25 protein-coding genes are annotated in these 17,982 nt (G+C 36.9%); all 25 read left to right on the top strand.

Annotation, left to right across the window (positions count from 1 at the left end; all coding sequences use genetic code 11):
* The first annotated feature begins 135 nt into the window (after positions 1-135).
* A complete protein-coding gene (locus J7384_RS18920; protein ID WP_209116113.1) occupies positions 136-594 on the top strand; it encodes a hypothetical protein in 459 nt (152 codons plus the stop codon).
* Positions 595-1,033: 439 nt separating this feature from the next.
* Positions 1,034-1,423, top strand: coding sequence for a hypothetical protein (locus tag J7384_RS18915; RefSeq protein WP_209116112.1), 390 nt, complete (start codon positions 1,034-1,036; stop codon positions 1,421-1,423).
* Between the two features lie 1,213 nt (positions 1,424-2,636).
* Positions 2,637-2,936 (top strand): hypothetical protein, encoded by a 300-nt coding sequence (locus J7384_RS18910; protein WP_209116111.1) that lies wholly within the window; start codon positions 2,637-2,639, stop codon positions 2,934-2,936.
* A 451-nt stretch (positions 2,937-3,387) separates the two neighbouring features.
* Complete coding sequence (locus J7384_RS18905; RefSeq protein WP_209116110.1) at positions 3,388-3,654, top strand: hypothetical protein; 267 nt, start codon at positions 3,388-3,390, stop codon at positions 3,652-3,654.
* A gap of 118 nt (positions 3,655-3,772) precedes the next feature.
* Positions 3,773-4,114: a hypothetical protein gene (locus tag J7384_RS18900; protein ID WP_209116109.1), complete on the top strand. Its 342-nt coding sequence runs from the start codon at positions 3,773-3,775 to the stop codon at positions 4,112-4,114.
* Positions 4,115-4,239: 125 nt separating this feature from the next.
* Positions 4,240-4,440 (top strand): hypothetical protein, encoded by a 201-nt coding sequence (locus J7384_RS18895; RefSeq protein ID WP_209115727.1) that lies wholly within the window; start codon positions 4,240-4,242, stop codon positions 4,438-4,440.
* A 455-nt stretch (positions 4,441-4,895) separates the two neighbouring features.
* Positions 4,896-5,147: a hypothetical protein gene (locus J7384_RS18890; protein WP_209116108.1), complete on the top strand. Its 252-nt coding sequence runs from the start codon at positions 4,896-4,898 to the stop codon at positions 5,145-5,147.
* A 792-nt stretch (positions 5,148-5,939) separates the two neighbouring features.
* Positions 5,940-6,332 (top strand): hypothetical protein, encoded by a 393-nt coding sequence (locus J7384_RS18885; protein ID WP_209116107.1) that lies wholly within the window; start codon positions 5,940-5,942, stop codon positions 6,330-6,332.
* 115 nt (positions 6,333-6,447) lie between these two features.
* A complete protein-coding gene (locus J7384_RS18880; RefSeq protein WP_209116106.1) occupies positions 6,448-6,786 on the top strand; it encodes a PDZ domain-containing protein in 339 nt (112 codons plus the stop codon).
* A gap of 119 nt (positions 6,787-6,905) precedes the next feature.
* Positions 6,906-7,304, top strand: coding sequence for a hypothetical protein (locus J7384_RS18875; protein ID WP_209116105.1), 399 nt, complete (start codon positions 6,906-6,908; stop codon positions 7,302-7,304).
* 117 nt (positions 7,305-7,421) lie between these two features.
* Positions 7,422-7,718 (top strand): hypothetical protein, encoded by a 297-nt coding sequence (locus tag J7384_RS18870; protein WP_209113902.1) that lies wholly within the window; start codon positions 7,422-7,424, stop codon positions 7,716-7,718.
* A 107-nt stretch (positions 7,719-7,825) separates the two neighbouring features.
* Positions 7,826-8,098 (top strand): hypothetical protein, encoded by a 273-nt coding sequence (locus J7384_RS18865; RefSeq protein ID WP_209116104.1) that lies wholly within the window; start codon positions 7,826-7,828, stop codon positions 8,096-8,098.
* 108 nt (positions 8,099-8,206) lie between these two features.
* Entirely contained in the window at positions 8,207-8,536 is a 330-nt protein-coding gene (locus tag J7384_RS18860; protein WP_209116103.1) for a hypothetical protein, read from the top strand.
* A gap of 814 nt (positions 8,537-9,350) precedes the next feature.
* Positions 9,351-9,974, top strand: coding sequence for a hypothetical protein (locus J7384_RS18855; RefSeq protein WP_209116102.1), 624 nt, complete (start codon positions 9,351-9,353; stop codon positions 9,972-9,974).
* 127 nt (positions 9,975-10,101) lie between these two features.
* Positions 10,102-10,344, top strand: a complete 243-nt coding sequence (locus J7384_RS18850) for a hypothetical protein (protein WP_209116101.1) — start codon at positions 10,102-10,104, stop codon at positions 10,342-10,344.
* Positions 10,345-11,590: 1,246 nt separating this feature from the next.
* Positions 11,591-11,956, top strand: coding sequence for a hypothetical protein (locus tag J7384_RS18845; protein ID WP_209116100.1), 366 nt, complete (start codon positions 11,591-11,593; stop codon positions 11,954-11,956).
* Positions 11,957-12,076: 120 nt separating this feature from the next.
* Complete coding sequence (locus J7384_RS18840) at positions 12,077-12,523, top strand: hypothetical protein (RefSeq protein WP_209116099.1); 447 nt, start codon at positions 12,077-12,079, stop codon at positions 12,521-12,523.
* Between the two features lie 502 nt (positions 12,524-13,025).
* On the top strand, positions 13,026-13,379 hold the full coding sequence (locus J7384_RS18835; protein WP_209116098.1) for a hypothetical protein: 354 nt from the start codon (positions 13,026-13,028) through the stop codon (positions 13,377-13,379).
* 461 nt (positions 13,380-13,840) lie between these two features.
* Positions 13,841-14,434 carry a hypothetical protein gene (locus tag J7384_RS18830; RefSeq protein ID WP_209116097.1) on the top strand — a complete coding sequence of 198 codons (594 nt, stop codon included), beginning with the start codon at positions 13,841-13,843 and terminating at the stop codon, positions 14,432-14,434.
* A gap of 127 nt (positions 14,435-14,561) precedes the next feature.
* Positions 14,562-14,774 (top strand): hypothetical protein, encoded by a 213-nt coding sequence (locus J7384_RS18825; protein ID WP_209116096.1) that lies wholly within the window; start codon positions 14,562-14,564, stop codon positions 14,772-14,774.
* A 112-nt stretch (positions 14,775-14,886) separates the two neighbouring features.
* Positions 14,887-15,279 carry a hypothetical protein gene (locus J7384_RS18820; protein ID WP_209116095.1) on the top strand — a complete coding sequence of 131 codons (393 nt, stop codon included), beginning with the start codon at positions 14,887-14,889 and terminating at the stop codon, positions 15,277-15,279.
* 488 nt (positions 15,280-15,767) lie between these two features.
* Positions 15,768-16,331, top strand: a complete 564-nt coding sequence (locus J7384_RS18815) for a hypothetical protein (RefSeq protein ID WP_209116094.1) — start codon at positions 15,768-15,770, stop codon at positions 16,329-16,331.
* 15 nt (positions 16,332-16,346) lie between these two features.
* Complete coding sequence (locus tag J7384_RS18810; protein ID WP_209116093.1) at positions 16,347-16,643, top strand: hypothetical protein; 297 nt, start codon at positions 16,347-16,349, stop codon at positions 16,641-16,643.
* An 85-nt stretch (positions 16,644-16,728) separates the two neighbouring features.
* Positions 16,729-17,121, top strand: a complete 393-nt coding sequence (locus J7384_RS18805; protein WP_209116092.1) for a DUF3224 domain-containing protein — start codon at positions 16,729-16,731, stop codon at positions 17,119-17,121.
* A 114-nt stretch (positions 17,122-17,235) separates the two neighbouring features.
* Positions 17,236-17,859 carry a hypothetical protein gene (locus J7384_RS18800; protein ID WP_209116091.1) on the top strand — a complete coding sequence of 208 codons (624 nt, stop codon included), beginning with the start codon at positions 17,236-17,238 and terminating at the stop codon, positions 17,857-17,859.
* The last annotated feature ends 123 nt before the right edge of the window (positions 17,860-17,982 follow it).

Raw genomic sequence — 17,982 nt, 5'->3', positions numbered from 1 at the left:
GGTTCACTTACAACTTAAATTAAAGACAAACCTAACAAGCGCTTTAACGGGACAAATAAAGCTTAGCTCCCGTCGCTGCGCTCCTAATTTTAGCTAAGCTAATTATTTGCCCGTTAAGCGGGCGTTAGGCGTACCATGGAAATCGATTTAAAATCAATATTGTCGATAATTGCAATTTGCATTTCATCTGTAAGTTTGTATATATCATTGAAAAGCTCAAAGCATTCTCAAAAGGCTAAGAATGCAGAGTTACGGGTGTCATTACTAAATAAATATGCAGAAGTTAAATCAAAAGCTATAGATTTGTTTAGTTATCTGTCAGGAGTTCAAAAACAAGCTATTGAAAAGAACGACCTAGCGTTATATAGAATCGTGGAAGATACAGAGGCAGCTTCAAGAATTATTAAAAAAATTGAAGCCCAGCACGACAGAGTGAAAAATTCCCCTACGTCAATGGGAGTCGAACTATATGACTTAATTTATAGTGACATATACGAAGTTACTCAAGACATTCTTCAGACTAGGGAAAAAGCGGAAAGACTTGTAAGTAATTACCTTTCATCTAAAACCGATGAGAGTACGCCTAACAAGTAACTAAAGTGGGACAAATAAAGCTTGGCTTTTGTCGCTGCGCTCAAAATTATAGCCAAGCTAATTATTTGCCCCTTAGTTGGGCGTTATGTAGATAATTCAGGTTGGTATATGCTTCGGTCTATAGATTCGAGAAAATGCTCAAGATGCGGGTTGCAAATTAACAATCGCGAGTCTATATGTAGTCATTGTGCTGGTATTGATAGCAAAGATGCTGTAAATGTGCGTGATACTTATCTAAATAAAATGCACGTATTAAATTATAAATTAGCCCTTAAATTTAAAATTATAGCGGTCATTATTTTATTATTGCTTGTTGTGTCGTGGATATAATCTACATAACAAAACAATCAATCGGACGTGTAAAGCTTGGCTTGCGTCACTTCGTTCCTAATTTTAGCCAAGCATTACTTGCCGTTTATTGCGGCGTTAGGTGTTTCTCATGGACGAGTATGAATCTCAAACTAAGGGTGAATTAATAGGCCTACTCAATGTCTCGGATGAAGATAACTTTCAAAAAATTTTAGATGCGCTATGTAGTGGTGATGAAAACGCGATTGAAGATGAAGTTTTTGCTTTAGATTTCAAATTCATTCAAGGTCATGAATTCACTGATGAGTGGGTTAACGCTTTTATTACGCTGGTAAAATACTGCATAGATAATAAAGTTAATGGCTCATATCAATTAATTAGTGTATTTCCCGCAAACTGGGACAAAATAATCAGTTCCGGCCAACAATTAGTAATTAAATTTTGCCATGCTAATAAAAACAACAAATTTAACGAGTTAACTCAGTTAGTTATGCTTCAAATTCTAAAAGAGTCGTGGTAAAACACCTAACAAGCTGTTCAAGTGGGACTGCTAAAGTTTGGCTCGGTTTCGCTTCGCTGCACAAGTATAGCCAAACATTTATCAGCCCCTTAACAGGGCGTTATATGCCAATTAAAATAATCTTAGCGTAAGACATTGTTTATTTTTGTTTTTCGCTATTCTGGGCTTGGCGTAATACTAATAAGCTTTGCCGTTTTTGTGTTTTTAGATAGTTTATTTCTTGCTGGTGGTTTTGCATTTCAGCATAAATAAAAGGTGGCAAAGCTATTAATTTTGGCTAGTTTTGTTGGGTAGCTCAAAAGTTAAATTGGGTGCCCAACTAACGGTGCAATGCAAATGGTTTAGCGCTTGTTATAGGTGTATTTGCATATAACAAGCAAATTAACGGGACTAATAAAGCTTGGCTCTTTTGCTCGTGCCTCGCTTATTTTAGCCAAAACTTTATTAGCCCTTTATTTGGGCGTTATATGCTAATTAAAATAATCTTAGCGTAAGACATGGTTTATTTTCGTTTTTCGCTATTTAGGGCTTGGTGTAATACTAATAAGCTTTGCCGTTTTTACCATTTTCAAATAATTGGGTATTAGTTCAAGGTTTTGTGCATTGCAGCAGCCAAATGTGGCAAAGCTATTAGTTTTGGCCAGTTTTGGTGGGTAGCTCAAAAATTAAAAGTAGGGTGCTCAGTTAACGGTGCCTTCAAAATGGTGTAGCGTTTAACGTAAAGTAAGCTGCATATAACAAGCGCTTCAACGGGACAAATAAAGCTTAGCTCTCGTCGCTGCGCTCCTAATTTTAGCTAAGCTATTATTTGCCCATTAAGCGGGCGTTATATGCCAATTAAAATAATCTTAGCGTAAGACATAGTTTATTTTTGTTTTTCGCTATTCTGTTTTTGGTGCAGTACTAATAAGCTTTGCCGCTTTTACCATTTTCAGCTAGTTTAGTGTTTGCTAATCGTTTTATGCATTGCATCACCTTTATGTGGCAAAGCTATTATTTTTGGCAGATTTTGGTGGGTAGCTCAAAAGGTAAATTGGGTGCCTAACTAACGGTGCCTTTAAAATGGTTTAGCGTTTGTTGTAGGTGTATTTCATATAACAAGCAAATTAACGGGACTAATAAAGCTTGGCTCTGCTCGTGCCTCGCTTTTTTAGCCAAAACTTTATTAGCCCATTATTTGGGCGTTATAAGGCTCTAGGGAAATATGTCACTATTGAAACCTGATGAAGAGTTTAATATTTATCAAGGAAAAACTGAAAAACAGATAAAGCTGCGGGAAAGAAAGATACTCTTATCAGTGTTTATAATTGTATTTATTGTATATTGTTTTGGGCTTTATTCTTATTTTACAGGTGAGATTTCAATAAAAGGTAATGTATATAGCCTGGTGGCTGATCCAGGCAACTTTTACTTTACATTAGTATGTATGTTGCTTATCCCAACAATTGGCTTTTTAGGTGCTGTTTATCGTTACCATATAATAATAAGTATGTACTGCCAAAAAAGTGATTAGCCTTATAACAAGCGCTTTAACGGGACAAATAAAGCTTAGCTCCCGTCGCTGCGCTCCTAATTTTAGCTAAGCTAATTATTTGCCCATTAAGCGGGCGTTAACTGTCACCACTAATTCAAGGTAACTTGTTTTTCTGGTTTTTGTGTAAAACTAAAAGTTGGGCAGTTGTTGCAAACGAGTTTTCGCCTTGGTTAGTTTGGCTGTCCAAACTAACATCGTGCAAAAGGCTCAAATTATAAATTTGGTGGTGTAGTGGCGAGGTGCTGCTGCAAGTCAGGTTCAAAATGTATTTAACCTTGTTTGTTGCTGGTAGTTTTGTTGGTCACAGCAAACTAGCAGTTAACAAGCAAATTAACGGGACTAATAAAGCTTGGCTCTGCTCGTGCCTCGCTTATTTTAGCCAAAACTTTATTAGCCCATTATTTGGGCGTTATATGCCTGAGGAGGTTGGGTGGAATTAAATATACTATATTTCATTCTAATACTATGGATTGCTTTGAATATAATCGCGTCTTTTGTCGTAGCTAAAAGAGATGATTTGGAGTCTTTTCAAAAATACGGGCAAGTATTGTTGGTTTGGCTGATCCCATATATTGCATCAATTGGTTTACTGGTGTTTTATCGAAATAACGATAAGGGTAGCTATCTTAAAAAAATAGGCAATTCAGCTAAAGATGATCAAGCATATTTCAGCAATAATAATCAAGGTGAGCCGTAATAGGCATATAACAAGCGCTTCAACGGGACAAATAAAGCTTAGCTCCCGTCGCTGCGCTCCTAATTTTAGCTAAGCTATTATTTGCCCGTTAAGCGGGCGTTAGCTGTACAAGGTGGTCATGAGTAACATCGAGTTTCATTCAAAATGGGAAGCAGAAATTAAAACCGAAGAAGTGGTCATTTCTGGAACTTGGTATTACCAAAACGAGATCCCATATAATGCGAAGTTGATTAAGCAAAAGTGGAACTATAAAAGTACTGATTTGCCAATTCTCGATGAAATACTTGAAGTACCATTTTGTGACTACATTGATTACTCTATTAGTGATGAAGGTGTTTTGTACTTTTGGCGTTTTGAAACTAATGGAAATAAGAGTTCTAGCCCTGTTTTTCCAACGTATTTCCTAGCAAGAGACCATATAAATACTTATGGTTATAAATACGAATTGGATAAGAGTTAAATACAGCTAACAAGCCAATAAAGTGGGACTGCTAAAGCTTGGCTCGGTTTCGCTTCGCTTCACAAGTATAGCCAAGCATTATCAGCCCCTTATTGGGGCGTTATGTGTAAAAGGAACCTCAAAGCATGGAAGAGGCTATATCTTCAATTCAAAGTACAATAATTGTTTTTATTATTTATTTTGTTGGTATTGTATGTGCGAGTTATTTTTTGCTGCTGCCAATATTAAAATCTTTTGGTATTAGCCATCAAATTAGCTTAGCTCTTTCCAAAATTGCTATAGTCGTTTTAGCGGCATTAGTTTTTAAAAATCAATTGATAACGTAGTTTATTGTAATATACACATAACAAGCCAATAAAGTGGGACTGCTAAAGCTTGGCTCGGTTTCGCTTCGCTACACAGTTTAGCCAAGCATTTATCAGCCCCTTATTGGGGCGTTAACTGTCACCACTAATTCAAGTTAAATTGTTTTTTGTGTCGGGTGTAAAACTAAAAGTTTGGGTAATTACCAATATGTTTTCGCCTTTGCTGGTTTGTCAGTTCAAAACAAGCTAAGGTGCAAAAGGCTCAAATCAAGGTTTGGGTGTTACCGTGGTGAGGTGTTGTAGCATTTTGGGTAAACGTATTTAACATTGTTTGTTGCGGGTAGTTTTGTGGTTACATTAAGCTATCAGTTAACAAGTGCTTCAACGGGACAAATAAAGCTTAGCTCCCGTCGCTGCGCTCCTAATTTTAGCTAAGCTATTATTTGCCCGTTAAGCGGGCGTTATATGGCATCACTATGATTGAAATCGACGGACGAGTTTTTACTTATACAATAGCTAGTGATGTAATTCGTGACGGCCTTGGTGCTGAGTTGAATGAGATAATTAATGGAAAGGAAGTCTTTATTGCTGAAGTTTTCCGAAATGACACAAAACTAAAAATAGAATTTAGCACTTTTGAAGTGAGTGTACCTTATGATGCAATCGTTAAGTTGTTTGAGGTATTTGAGTCAAAGGTTACACGAGAATTTGATATAAACGCCATATAACAAGCGCTTCAACGGGACAAATAAAGCTTAGCTCCTGTCGCTGCGCTCCTAAATTTAGCTAAGCTAATTATTTACCCGTTAAGCGGGCGTTATGTGTACTGAAAACTTAGCTATAGATTTAACACTCCCTAGCAACATGTATAATTGAACACCATTTGAAATGTCCTAAGTGTCAGAGCAGCGTAACTCCTAAACAAGAATACGTTTCTCCCCAATATACAAAAAGGTCATGCCCTGTTTGTGGCTATGAATTTATGTTCAGGTTTAACAAGTTGAGGATAATTCTAATTTATTCTGTTTTAGCTTTAGTTTTACTTGGTTATTTAAATAGTTAGGGTTAATGTACACATAACAAGCTGCTCAAGTGGGACTGCTAAAGTTTGGCTCAGTTTCGCTTCGCTTCACATTTTAGCCAAACATTTATCAGCCCCTTAACAGGGCGTTAACTGTCACCACTAATTCAAGGTAACTTGTTTTTCTGGTTTTAGTGTAAAACTAAAAGTTGGGCTGTTGTTGCAAATGAGTTTTCGCCTTGGTTAGTTTGGTCGTTCAAACTAACATTGTGCAAAAGGCTCAAATTATAAATTTGGTGTTGTAGTGGCGAGGTGTTGTGGCGCTTTGGGTGAACGTATTTTACTTGAGTTGTTGCTATTGGTTTTGTGGTTACATTAAGCTATCAGTTAACAAGTGCTTCAACGGGACAAATAAAGCTTAGCTCCCGTCGCTGCGCTCCTAATTTTAGCTAAGCTATTATTTGCCCGTTAAGCGGGCGTTAGCTACCAAGGGAAAGTAATGGAGTATATACCAAAATTATTGGCTCAAAAATTTAAGGTCTTTGAAGGTGTATCAATACTTAAGTTTTTATTTTTATTCTTTTTAGCTTTTATAGTTATTGCCGTTATTTCTAATTCAATTAATGGAGTTTTTTCTGGATTACTCACTTCTTTTGGGTTGGCTTGTATGCTAACAATATTTGCGGGTTTTATTTCTACTCAGCATTTTACTAGAAAGCCTTGGAATCCTACTAGTCCCATAGTTGTCCAATTATCGTCAAAAACTTGGTTTAATAATTGTCTATCTTTGCTGGCAGTACTTAGGCGTTACGGTGAGTTAACTTTCATCAATTTGCTTATTGTAATCTCAGCTATAGTAGTTACATTAAGTATCTTGCAGTTTGGTAGCTAACAAGCCAATAAAGTGGGACTGCTAAAGCTTGGCTCGGTTCCGCTTCGCTTCATAAGTATAGCCAAGCATTATCAGCCCCTTATTGGGGCGTTATATTTTAAGGATGAAATCCACTATGAAAGCTGTAATCTCTATTTTATTAACTATCATTTCTTTGTGTTCTTATGCTGATGAACATGGAGAAAAAGGGTTTAAACTGGACGTAACTGTATCTGGTTTTTTTAGTCCTGAAGTTAAAAAAGCAATAATAAAACCTGTTGTTGAAGGTTCATCAGCAGAAAAAGAAGGCATAGAAATAGGTCATGAACTAGTTGCAATTGATGGCTGTAAAATACCGGGTTGTTCTGCTTCAAAAGCTAAAGGTATGTTGCAAAAAAATGTTGGTGAGACTGTAACCTTAACTTTAGTGAAGCCAGATGGTAAAACATATGAAGCCTTAGTTTTGTTGCAATAAAAATATAACAAGCTGTTCAAGGTGGGACTGCTAAAGTTTGGCTCGGTTTCGCTTCGCTACACAGTTTAGCCAAGCATTTATCAGCCCCTTAACAGGGCGTTATAACTCAAGGGGGTAACTTGAAGTATATTTTTCTATTTGTTCTTTTTATAAGTGGTTGTTCTCTGAACTCAAATAATCAAAATACGCATAGCTTTTATTGTGAGTACTACGATAAGAAATCACCAAAATTTTTTATTCAAATTAGAGGTAATAGCGCTTATGTTGGAGAATCATTATTAGGTATAGAAAATTATAACTTTGTTGTACTAAAAGATAATGATGATGGAGTTATTATATCTTTGCCTCAAATTAACAAGGGTATCGAATTAGAAGGACATATTCAAAACGACGTGAATGTGTTTACGTATGTATTGGATAAAAGATTATCGATATTTTCATCTTCTTACAGTAGTACATATGAGCCGTCTGAAGGCAGTAGGTTTGGTAAGTGTAAACCTTTAGAAAGTGAGTTATAACAAGCGCTTCAACGGGACAAATAAAGCTTAGCTCCCGTCGCTGCGCTCCTAATCTATAGCTAAGCTAATTATTTGCCCATTAAGCGGGCGTTATACGTACATCAGGATTTGGTTTTAATGGAAGATCATGCAATAAAAATTAAACGTAGTACTTTTCTTATTAAAATCACAATGGCTTTTGTGATATTGATGCAAGCAGTCAATTTTTATCAAACCAATATTATAGATTTTGGTTCAATTGCTATGGCTTTGGGTGTGTTGTCTTTACTTCGTGGGTTACTCTTATCGCCACTAATGTTTAATACGCCAGTTAAAGTTTGGTTTAAAAATAATGTTGGCTTTAGTACCGATAGCTATAAATATTTTGCTTTGGCATTTTTATTAATCGTAGTTGGTTTAATAAGGTACGTATAACAAGCCAATAAAGCGGGACTGCTAAAGCTTGGCTCGGTTTCGCTTCGCTACACAGTTTAGCCAAGCATTTATCAGCCCCTTATTGGGGCGTTATGTGAACAGAGATTGTGGCAAAAGTATTTGTAATTATTCTATCAATTCTATTTTTTAGTACTGCTTATTCACAAGAGGGTAAAGTGGTTATTATCGAGATTGATTCTGATGTAATTAAAGTAGACGGTAATGTTGTAAATAATTTGCTTACGTCTTTGGTAGCTTTGCAAAATTGCAATTCTGTTCATTTACTAGCTGATCGTAATATGAATCATGGTAAATTAGCGGAGATACTACAAATTATTAAAAAATCAGGCTGTGAAAATATATCAATACAAAGCGTATAAATTCACATAACAAGCGCTTTAACGGGACAAATAAAGCTTAGCTCCCGTCGCTGCGCTCCTAAATTTAGCTAAGCTAATTATTTGCCCGTTAAGCGGGCGTTATGTGTAATGAATAAAGTTCGACCATTTTGGGCTTTAGCAAGTTTGTTACTATGCTCTAATGTCAATGCGAATAGAGTTATATCGTGTAGCGAGCGAGATGTTGATTTTATCTACCAAAAACATACTGCTGGAGTTTTAATTCCGGCAAATGAAGTGGTTAAAAGTTTTCCTCGTGGAAGCCTCAGTTATAGTGAAATATGTGAGGTTCGTAATCAGCTTATAATGGACGGCTTGGCTTTTACGTTGTATAAGCCTAAAGACCAAAAGCAACGTTATATTTCGGTTTATAATGGCTTTGATGGTGGTTCAAAAATTTACGGGCCATTCGTCAATTAAATTACACATAACAAGCTGTTCAAGTGGGACTGCTAAAGTTTGGCTCGGTTTCGCTTCGCTACACAAGTTTAGCCAAACATTTATCAGCCCCTTAACAGGGCGTTATATGTTTATTAAATTAACTTTAGTGTAAGACACGGTTTGTTTTTGTTTTTCGCTATTCTGGGCTTGGCGTAATACTAATAAGCTTTGCCGTTTTTTGTGTTTTCAGATAGCTTGTTTCTAGCTGATGGCTTTGCATTTCAGCAGAAATAAAGTGTGGCAAAGCTATTAATTTTGGCAAGTATTGGGGGGTAGCTCAAAAGTTCAAAGTAGGGTGCTCAGTTAACGGTGCCTTTAAAATGGTTTAGCGTTTGTTGTAAGTGTATTTCATATAACAAGCAAATCAACGGGACTAATAAAGCTTGGCTCTTTTGCTCGTGCCTCGCTTATTTTAGCCAAAACTTTATTAGCCCATTATTTGGGCGTTAGGTACAGCGAGAAAGCGGTTAATATTTATGGAATTAGCAAAAACTTATTGGTTAGTGTCTTTGCTGTTTTTTATTATGGCGGCTTTGAGTGGCTCAACTACTATCTGCGATTTTGTTTCATGCAAAAGTACTTACAGCTACTCTAATGTCTCCTATTTGTATTTCTTCGTTTGTATTGCATTTTTTGTGGTTGGTTTAAAAAAGTTGCAAAATTATAAATAGTATCTGTACCTAACAAGCGCTTCAACGGGACAAATAAAGCTTAGCTCCCGTCGCTGCGCTCCTAATTTTAGCTAAGCTAATTATTTGCCCATTAAGCGGGCGTTATATTTAATAGGGAACATATGAGTAAATTCAAAGTTTTTGGTGCATTATTCGTAACTGGTGCACTATTAGTGGGATGCCAAAGTACTGCTAAAAAGGATTATGGTCAACTATTGAACTCCAACAAAGTTGCTTTGACAAATGGTGAAGCCATAGAAAACTCTACGGCAATTATTTTAAATCCCTCCAAACCAACCGAAGCTAAAGTAACGCTTAATGACTCTATTATTCAATTTGGAAAATACCGTTCAAATTACAAGCTATTCGAATTTGATGGCACTAAAGGTAGTGTATACACTATCGAGCTAAGATCACTTTGCGATTGTTTAGGTTTTAGTAAAACAGTTTTATACCCTGTTGCATATATCATTGATGATGAGGGGACTATCATCAATGATAAACCAGTTAAGCTTGGTCAAGGCTCTATGGGCTTTTCATACCCTATGAATATTCACGGTATTTGGTCGGGGACTTTGCCAAAAACAAGCAAATATTATTTTCTAGTTGCTGCTGATAATCGTAATTTAGAGACAAATGTTGCTGATGTAAACGCTCAAATGGCTTCGGCACCTTATGCATCGATTAGTGTTCCAATGACAAGTGATGTCAAAGGAGAGCTAGAAATAAAACTAGCATTAAATTAAATATAACAAGCCAATCAAGTGCGGGACTGCTAAAGCTTGGCTCAGTTCCGCTCCGCTTCACAGTTTAGCCAAGCATTATCAGCCCCTTATTGGGGCGTTAGGTACACAAACGTAGTCATCAATATCTATGACTGAATTAACTATTTTCGACATTTGGCTCTATTTTATTATTGGTATCGCGATGTCGTTGGGCGGATTCTTTTTGTTTCACTACTACAATATTTGGGCTAAACGGCAACTTAGTAATGCTGACTCATCACTTATTCGTAGCACAGCGTTAGTTTGGTTTGTGGGTTTCGGTATTTCATTAACTGGTATCGGTATAACTTACATTTTTGGTACAGTGCTGTTTAGTTCATATTTTAGCTAATTTTCAAGTGTACCTAACAAGCGCTTTAACGGGACAAATAAAGCTTAGCTCCCGTTGCTGCGCTCCTAATTTTAGCTAAGCTAATTATTTGCCCGTTAAGCGGGCGTTAACTGTCACCACTAAATCAAGTTAAATTGCTTTTATTGTTTTGGTGTAAACCGATAATTTTGGCAGTTATTGCTAATGTGTTTTCGCCTTTGCTCGTTTGTCAGTTTATAACAGTCTAAGGTGTAAAAGGCTCAAATCAAGGTCTGGGTGTTACCGTGGCGAGGTTTTGTGGCGCTTTGGGTAAACGTATTTAACATTAGTTGTTGCGGGTAGTTTTGTGGTTACATTAAGCTATCAGTTAACAAGAGCTTCAACGGGACAAATAAAGCTTAGCTCCCGTCGCTGCGCTCCTAATTTTAGCTAAGCTAATTATTTGCCCATTAAGCGGGCGTTATATGTTTACTAAATTAACCTTAGAGCAAGACATTGGTTTAACGTGTTTTTTCGCTATTCTGGTTTTGGCGTAATACTAATAAGCTTTGCCGTTTTTGCCATTTTCAGTTAACTTTTGTGTTGCTGATGGTTTTGTTGTTTGCAACCCTAAATGTGGCAAAGCTATTAATTTTGGCTCGTTTGGGTGGGTAGCTCAAAAAGTTTAAGTGGGGTGCCCAACTAACGGTGCCATCAAGTGGCATTTGCACTTGTTGTAAGTGTATTTGCATATAACAAGGCAATTAAAAAGCGGACGCGTAAAGCTTGGCTCGCGCTCGTGCCTCGCTAATTTTAGCCAAGCTTTACTTGCCGTTTATTGCGGCGTTATATGCCTAAGTAAATTCAACACCAATATGTCTTTCGATAAAGTAATAATTCCATTATCAAGTTTATTAATCTTATTAGCTTACAACGTGTTTCTGTTGCTTGATAAACCAATGTTGACATTAGCTTCTGGTGGTATATTTGTACTTTTTACTTCTGAGCATATTTCTAATTTTATTAGGCGCACCAATAAAAGGGTTGTTAGGCATATATCGAGTTCTGTCGTCAACCAATTTGTATCGTTATCATTACCTGGAATTATTTTACTTGCGTTTTATCTAATATATGGCATATAACAAGCTGTTCAAGTGGGACTGCTAAAGTTTGGCTCGGTTTCGCTTCGCTCCACATTATAGCCAAACATTTATCAGCCCCTTAACAGGGCGTTAGCTGTCCTTTAGCATGGAGCGAATCACAACATATGAGGTACTCTCTATTTCTCTTGCCCTCTTTAGTTTTGAGTAGTAATGCTATTTCACAAAATCAACTAACAGCCGAACAGCAAAAAGTCGCAGAGGTTTATGCTAGTTACGTTTCAAACCAAGCGTTTGTAACATTATGCTCAAAGCTTGATAAGGTGAATGACTATGAAGTCTTGTTTAAATTTTGGACAAGTAGGGATCTACAAGGTATCGAACAAGGAAAAATGATTTTATCTCACCATTATTCTTCTCAAAATATAGAGATAGATGAGGTATTTAAGTGGAAAATAGATGCAGAAAAAAATTACTTTAATGCTTCGAGTAAAAACGAAAAAATTGTAGCCTGTAAAAACCTTCTGACTTCTATTACAAATAGTGGAAGTTAAACGGTCAGCTAACAAGTCAATAAAGCGGGACTGCTAAAGCTTGGCTCGGTTCCGCTTCGCTTCACAAGTATAGCCAAGCATTTATCAGCCCCTTATTGGGGCGTTATATCTACTGAGCATATGAATCGATTTTTGTGCATTATTTTAGTTTTGTTTTCCTCTTTCAGTTGGTCGACAAGTACCTCTGAAATTAGAAAAAACTTAACTTACCTTTATGGTGAATATGAAATTTATGAGTCTTTTTATTACAAGCTGACCGAAGCGATATTACAAAAAGATCCTAAAACTGTAGCATCAATGAACATGTATCCTATTAGGGTTAACTCTGCATCTGGAACGGTTTATATTAAAACAGAGCAAGAGTTCATATCTCAATTTGACAGCATCGTAAATAAAAAAATGATGGATACTGTCAAATCTCAAAAATTCGAAGACTTATTTGCTAACTCAACTGGCATGCATATTGGCCTTGGTGATATTTGGTTTACGGGTTACTGTACTGGTACTGAGGAAGGTAAAGAATGCGATACGGTTATTGTTAAGGTCATGGCCTATAACGTAAAGTAGATATAACAAGCTGTTCAAGCGGGACTGCTAAAGTTTGGCTCGGTTTCGCTTCGCTTCACATTTTAGCCAAACCTTTATCAGCCCCTCAACAGGGCGTTAACTGTCACCACTAATTCAAGGTAAATTGTTTTCTGGTTTCGGTGTGCAATTCAAAGTTTGTCATTTGTCGCATTCTTTGTCTTTGCAAATTAAGTGGCAATATTCTGATTTAGTGTTTGTTGCCAATGAGTTTTCGCCTTTGTTAATTTGGTCGCTCAAACTAACATGGTGCAAAAGGCTCAAATTATAAATTTGGTGGTGTAGTGGCGAGGTGTTGTTGCACTTTGGGTTCAAATGTATTTAACCTTGTTTGTTGCTGATAGTTTTGCTGGCTGCAGCAAGCTAGCAGTTAACAAGCAAATTAACGGGACTAATAAAGCTTGGCTCTTTTGCTCGTGCCTCGCCTATTTTAGCCAAAACTTTATTAGCCCATTATTTGGGCGTTATGTTTTAAGGGTGATTGGTGCTTGTTGGTAACTTTGATAAAGTAATACTAAAAAGTGTAGGTTGGGGCATCATTTTACTTATTTGTTATTTGATTTGGGAAATGCTTCTTCAGGAGCTTGCGTTATCAAAGGGAAATGTAGAATTATTTCTAGGTGCTTACTTTGTTCTATCTTTTGCGTATTGGTTGTTGTTTGGGTTACCACTGCATTTAATTTTATGTAAATATGCTAAAACTGATTACATTAATTATATGTTAGTACCAATTGTTTTTTGTATATATTCAATTTTTTATCAATTGGAAGCAATCGCATTAGGTTTATATGCTGTATTTCAGATGCTTGCGTTTAGATTTTACGTATTTAAAACATAACAAGCTGTTAAAGTGGGACTGCTAAAGTTTGGCTCGGTTTCGCTTCGCTTCACAGTTTAGCCAAACATTTATCAGCCCCTTAACAGGGCGTTATGTACCACCACAATTTCAAGGATGAAAGTTATTCCAATCAAGCGCCATTCTCTAAATTTAGTAGCACATTCATGTGTTTTTCGCCGTTAATATTTAGTGCTTTTTTCGAGAATAGTTTACGGCTCAAAATTTAGATTTAGCATATTGTGGTGGCCAGTAGTTGGCAGGCTAGGCACACATACTTTCTAAGTTTGGAATTTAACCCAACCCAATGTAAAGTAAGAAAAATTACATAACAAAACAATCAAACGGACGCGTAACGCTTGGCTCGCGCTCGTGCCTCGCTAAGTTTAGCCAAGCATTTCGCGCCATTTATTGCGGCGTTAGAGATTTATGGATGATCCATGGGTAATTTTATAGAACAATTCATGAATTACATAAATGCAGGCAATATATGGATAGGTTTGCTACTTCTCCTTTTGCTTTATGTAATAAAGAAATCACCTATCAAAGTTCTAGCATATTTAGATGAGAAAAAATTAAAGAACTTCGAGCAAGCTAATCTTCTATTGGAAAGTGAAGCGATTGGTGACGAGTATAAGCAATTTATTAAGGAAGAATTGGAAAGAGCAATTTTTAAAAAGTACGCTGGTATCAGCACCGACAGAAAAACGAGGAAAATTTTGTGTGAATTCTATGAAACACACAAGGATACTTTTTTATGGGATCAGATAAGGTGGGCATATAAGTATATGGTGTTTGATGGCAATGAAGTTAGTATAAAAATTTCACCTTTTAGCAATATCGGTCGCTGGATTGTAACTGTTTATAGCTGGATGATAGCAATCGTAGGTTTAACTGTACTTGCTATAGGTGTTTTTTATATGCACTCTGATTATTTACAGCTTATTGGCTATAGTATTTTAGGAGCGTTTTTAATCTTTATGGGGTTATTGTTTAGCTCAATGAATTTTTCATATCACAATGCCGTAAAAATCAAAAAATACCTAAAAAATCTCTAACAAGTAGTTCAATCGGACTTGTAACGCTTGTCTCGATTTTTGCAAAAAGCGCAAAAACACAAGCCAATCATTACAAGCCGGTTAACTAAAGCGTTATGTGTTTAAGGATAAACGGAGTTTTATAATCATGAAAAATGTAAAATCAATTGGTTTAATTGGTGGAGTTTTAGGTACTGCTATTGGTTCCTATTTTAGTGCTAAAGCAATTATCAGTTCGCTAAATTCAGCGGTTGTTACGGGGCAGCAAGTCGGTATTTATTCCGCAGTTACTGCAACTATTCTTGGTATGTCTTTAGCATTAATTGGTATCGTTTATAATCAATCAAGCAAAAACACATAACAAGCTGTTCAAGTGGGACTGCTAAAGTTTGGCTCTGTTTCGCTTCGCTTCACAAGTATAGCCAAGCATTTATCAGCCCCTTATTGGGGCGTTATGTTTTTCGAGAGTTTAGATGGGGAATTGGGATAATGCTTTCATAAAAAGTATCATTTTTGTTGGTATCGCTTCCATTATTTACCTATTAGCCACAGCTATTATTAACGGCTATGAACCTCATGAGTTCATGTTAGTTTTGGCTTTATATGGTACCGGCTATATTTTCGTGTCTTTTGTTGGCTGGATGTTAGTTGGTTTGCCAACACACTATTTGTTGTCAAAGTATACAAGTGCATCTTTTCTTAATTACATGGCAGTTGTGGTTAGTTTGACTGGAGTTTTTTGGTTATTTCCAAATGCTGGTGCCGCATTATTTTTTGGTTTGTTTTCAGGTTCGCAGGCACTAATTTTTAGGTACTATGTGTATAAAAAACATAACAAGCGCTTCAACGGGACAAATAAAGCTTAGCTCCCGTCGCTGCGCTCCTAATTTTAGCTAAGCTAATTATTTGCCCATTAAGCGGGCGTTAACTGTCACCACTAAATCAAGGTAAATTGTTTTGTGGCTTCGGTATAAAATTCAAAGTTTGTCGTTTGTTGCATTCTTTGTTTTTGCAAATTAAGTGGCGATAATCTGGTTTAGTATTTGTTGCCAATGAGTTTTCGCCTTTGTTAATTTGGTTGTTCAAACTAACACTGTGCAAAGGGCTCAAATTATAAATTTGGTGTTGTAGTGGCGAGGTGTTGCGGCACTTTGGGTTCAAATGTATTTAACTTTGTTTGTTGCTGGTAGTTTTGTTGGTTACAGCAACCTAGCAGTTAACAAGCAAATTAACGGGACTAATAAAGCTTGGCTCTTTTGCTCGTGCCTCGCTTATTTTAGCCAAAACTTTATTAGCCCATTATTTGGGCGTTATACGTTAAAGATTAGTGAAATTTTCAAATAAGGAGATAGACATGAATAAACCACTTTTACTAGTGCTACTACTTTTACTGACTGCTTGTGCTACCCCGCCAGAAGTGAAACAACTTTCGATAAAGCAAATGGAATATTTCGACTCAGCTATAGCAGCAGTAGAAAAGCAGTCGGCAGCCTTAATTCTGGCTACAGAAAAATTAGTGATAGAAGCTAAGGCTAGGATTGATGCTGAAGAGCAGCTGGCGAAGTCAAGATTGACAACTTTGATACAACAAGGGGGGTTAGATCAAAGTCAAGCAACAACTGTGGCTACGCAAATTTCAGATCTGTCATCACAAACAACAGCCTCAAAGAATCAACTTGACGATGACCTTGCAGCAATTAATGCGAAAACTCTTGAGCTAAACGCATATCTGGTAAAAATGAAAGAGGTTCATATAGCGATCGATTCATATGTTCAGTCAGAAAAAGCTGGTGAAAAAGTTGTTAATGACGTACTAAACCAACCATCTGTGAAAACGATGTTGGCTCAGGTAAACGAGTTAACCCCTAAAATTGAAAATGGTTTATCGGATTTAACTACATTACTTAACGGATTATAAGCGGGGAGACCTAACATGAATAAACAAGAGCTATTAGATAAAATTTCTCAGCTAGAACAAGCAGCAGAGCAACTGGATGAGCCAGATAAAACTTTCAAGTTAACTGATGCGAGCAAGCTAAAAATTGCAATTGAAGGAATGGCTATCTCCGATATCGCTCAAAAAATGCAAAGCATAGAGCTGCCTAAAATCCAGGAAATGGAGAGTAGTATCCACTTAGCAACGCAGGCAATAAACTCTAATGCTCAACGAGTCGATGCTTTCAATAAAGCGTACGGAATTATCAAAGGTGCATTAAGCCTCGCAATATAACTACGTATAACAAATCAAGCAAGCGGGACGCCGTAACCGGCGCCCCTTCTTGAAGCGTTATACCTTTCTCGAAAGTGGAGAGTACATGAAAATATCAGGGAAATTTGATGTTGCACTTGAGCCAATGGAAACTTATGCAGCAGGCCTAGAAGGTTCAAATCTTGGTCGTATGTCGATAAATAAAACTTTTCACGGTGATTTATCGGCTGAAAGTAAAGGTGAAATGCTAAATGTAATGACGCCAGTTAAAGGCTCTGCGGGTTATGTTGCTATTGAGCAAGTTTCAGGTTCTCTTTCAGGGAAGCGTCGAACTTTTGTATTACAACATTATGGCATCATGTCAGGTGGCAAAGATAAACTTGTTTTAGAGGTTGTTCCTGATTCAGCTACAGGAGAGTTAGTCGGGTTAACGGGACAAATGACAATCCGTATTGAAAGCGGTCAGCACTATTACGACTTTGAGTACAAGAAGGTATAACAAGCTGTTCAAGTGGGACTGCTAAAGTTTGGCTCGGTTTCGCTTCGCTTCACAAGTTTAGCCAAACATTTATCAGCCCCTTAACAGGGCGTTATATTTTTCGGATGGTGTGTCATGGGATATAAAATAAGTTGGGTTGCAGTTCGAGATGTTGAACCTTCTGATGTTTTAAAGTTTTTTCCCTTGTCATACAGCGGTGAAAGGTCTGAGCATTCAGACGCAGGTTCAATAGTAGCCGCTGAGTTACCTAATAATTGGTTTCTTATACATTTTAACGACTTTATGCCTCCTCAATTAAATGTTGATGCATACGCAGAGCTATCTAAACTAGGGTGGGTAGTTGGTTGTCATGTACATGAAGGTATCATGGCGAGTCACACTACTAGTTTTCACGCAGGTGTTTGTCTGTGGAGTGTTACTCATAGTTCAGATAAGGGACTTGACCATATTGAGAGCAACGGTTGCCCACCTAAATTATTTAACAGTATTCTCTCACGTATTGAGAATGCTCATCGTGAAGACGCTTATGGTGGAGTAGATTACTTTTTTGAGCTTCCTGTAGAGTTAGCTAGTAGCTTAGTTGGTTATCGTTACGATCATAGTTTGAAACTGAATGATAGCGAGCCTTTTTATGTACTTGAACATTCGGTAAAAAGAAACACTTCATATCAAAGCAAATATTCTCGAAAGAAAAAGCTTGTAAGTTCTTATGCTAAAAGTGGTCAAGAAAAAATATAACAAGCGCTTCAACGGGACAAATAAAGCTTAGCTCCCGTCGCTGCGCTCCTAAATTTTAGCTAAGCTAATTATTTGCCCGTTAAGCGGGCGTTATATGCCTAGAGGGAAAACGTGAGCAAAGTA

Source organism: Endozoicomonas sp. G2_1 (genome assembly GCF_017744155.1).
In the GTDB taxonomy this organism is placed as follows: Bacteria; Pseudomonadota; Gammaproteobacteria; order Enterobacterales; family Alteromonadaceae; genus JAGHQT01.
This window is presented reverse-complemented; position numbering and strand designations above follow the sequence as displayed.

Bases quoted from the DNA above. Each gene is read 5' to 3' on its own strand.
- J7384_RS18920 (WP_209116113.1), top strand. From the start codon at position 136: ATGGAAATCGATTTAAAATCAATATTGTCGATAATTGCAATTTGCATT.
- J7384_RS18915 (WP_209116112.1), top strand. From the start codon at position 1,034: ATGGACGAGTATGAATCTCAAACTAAGGGTGAATTAATAGGCCTACTC.
- J7384_RS18900 (WP_209116109.1), top strand. From the start codon at position 3,773: ATGAGTAACATCGAGTTTCATTCAAAATGGGAAGCAGAAATTAAAACC.
- J7384_RS18895 (WP_209115727.1), top strand. From the start codon at position 4,240: ATGGAAGAGGCTATATCTTCAATTCAAAGTACAATAATTGTTTTTATT.
- J7384_RS18890 (WP_209116108.1), top strand. From the start codon at position 4,896: ATGATTGAAATCGACGGACGAGTTTTTACTTATACAATAGCTAGTGAT.
- J7384_RS18885 (WP_209116107.1), top strand. From the start codon at position 5,940: ATGGAGTATATACCAAAATTATTGGCTCAAAAATTTAAGGTCTTTGAA.
- J7384_RS18880 (WP_209116106.1), top strand. From the start codon at position 6,448: ATGAAAGCTGTAATCTCTATTTTATTAACTATCATTTCTTTGTGTTCT.
- J7384_RS18870 (WP_209113902.1), top strand. From the start codon at position 7,422: ATGGAAGATCATGCAATAAAAATTAAACGTAGTACTTTTCTTATTAAA.
- J7384_RS18860 (WP_209116103.1), top strand. From the start codon at position 8,207: ATGAATAAAGTTCGACCATTTTGGGCTTTAGCAAGTTTGTTACTATGC.
- J7384_RS18855 (WP_209116102.1), top strand. From the start codon at position 9,351: ATGAGTAAATTCAAAGTTTTTGGTGCATTATTCGTAACTGGTGCACTA.
- J7384_RS18850 (WP_209116101.1), top strand. From the start codon at position 10,102: ATGACTGAATTAACTATTTTCGACATTTGGCTCTATTTTATTATTGGT.
- J7384_RS18840 (WP_209116099.1), top strand. From the start codon at position 12,077: ATGAATCGATTTTTGTGCATTATTTTAGTTTTGTTTTCCTCTTTCAGT.
- J7384_RS18830 (WP_209116097.1), top strand. From the start codon at position 13,841: ATGAATTACATAAATGCAGGCAATATATGGATAGGTTTGCTACTTCTC.
- J7384_RS18825 (WP_209116096.1), top strand. From the start codon at position 14,562: ATGAAAAATGTAAAATCAATTGGTTTAATTGGTGGAGTTTTAGGTACT.
- J7384_RS18820 (WP_209116095.1), top strand. From the start codon at position 14,887: ATGGGGAATTGGGATAATGCTTTCATAAAAAGTATCATTTTTGTTGGT.
- J7384_RS18815 (WP_209116094.1), top strand. From the start codon at position 15,768: ATGAATAAACCACTTTTACTAGTGCTACTACTTTTACTGACTGCTTGT.
- J7384_RS18810 (WP_209116093.1), top strand. From the start codon at position 16,347: ATGAATAAACAAGAGCTATTAGATAAAATTTCTCAGCTAGAACAAGCA.
- J7384_RS18805 (WP_209116092.1), top strand. From the start codon at position 16,729: ATGAAAATATCAGGGAAATTTGATGTTGCACTTGAGCCAATGGAAACT.
- J7384_RS18800 (WP_209116091.1), top strand. From the start codon at position 17,236: ATGGGATATAAAATAAGTTGGGTTGCAGTTCGAGATGTTGAACCTTCT.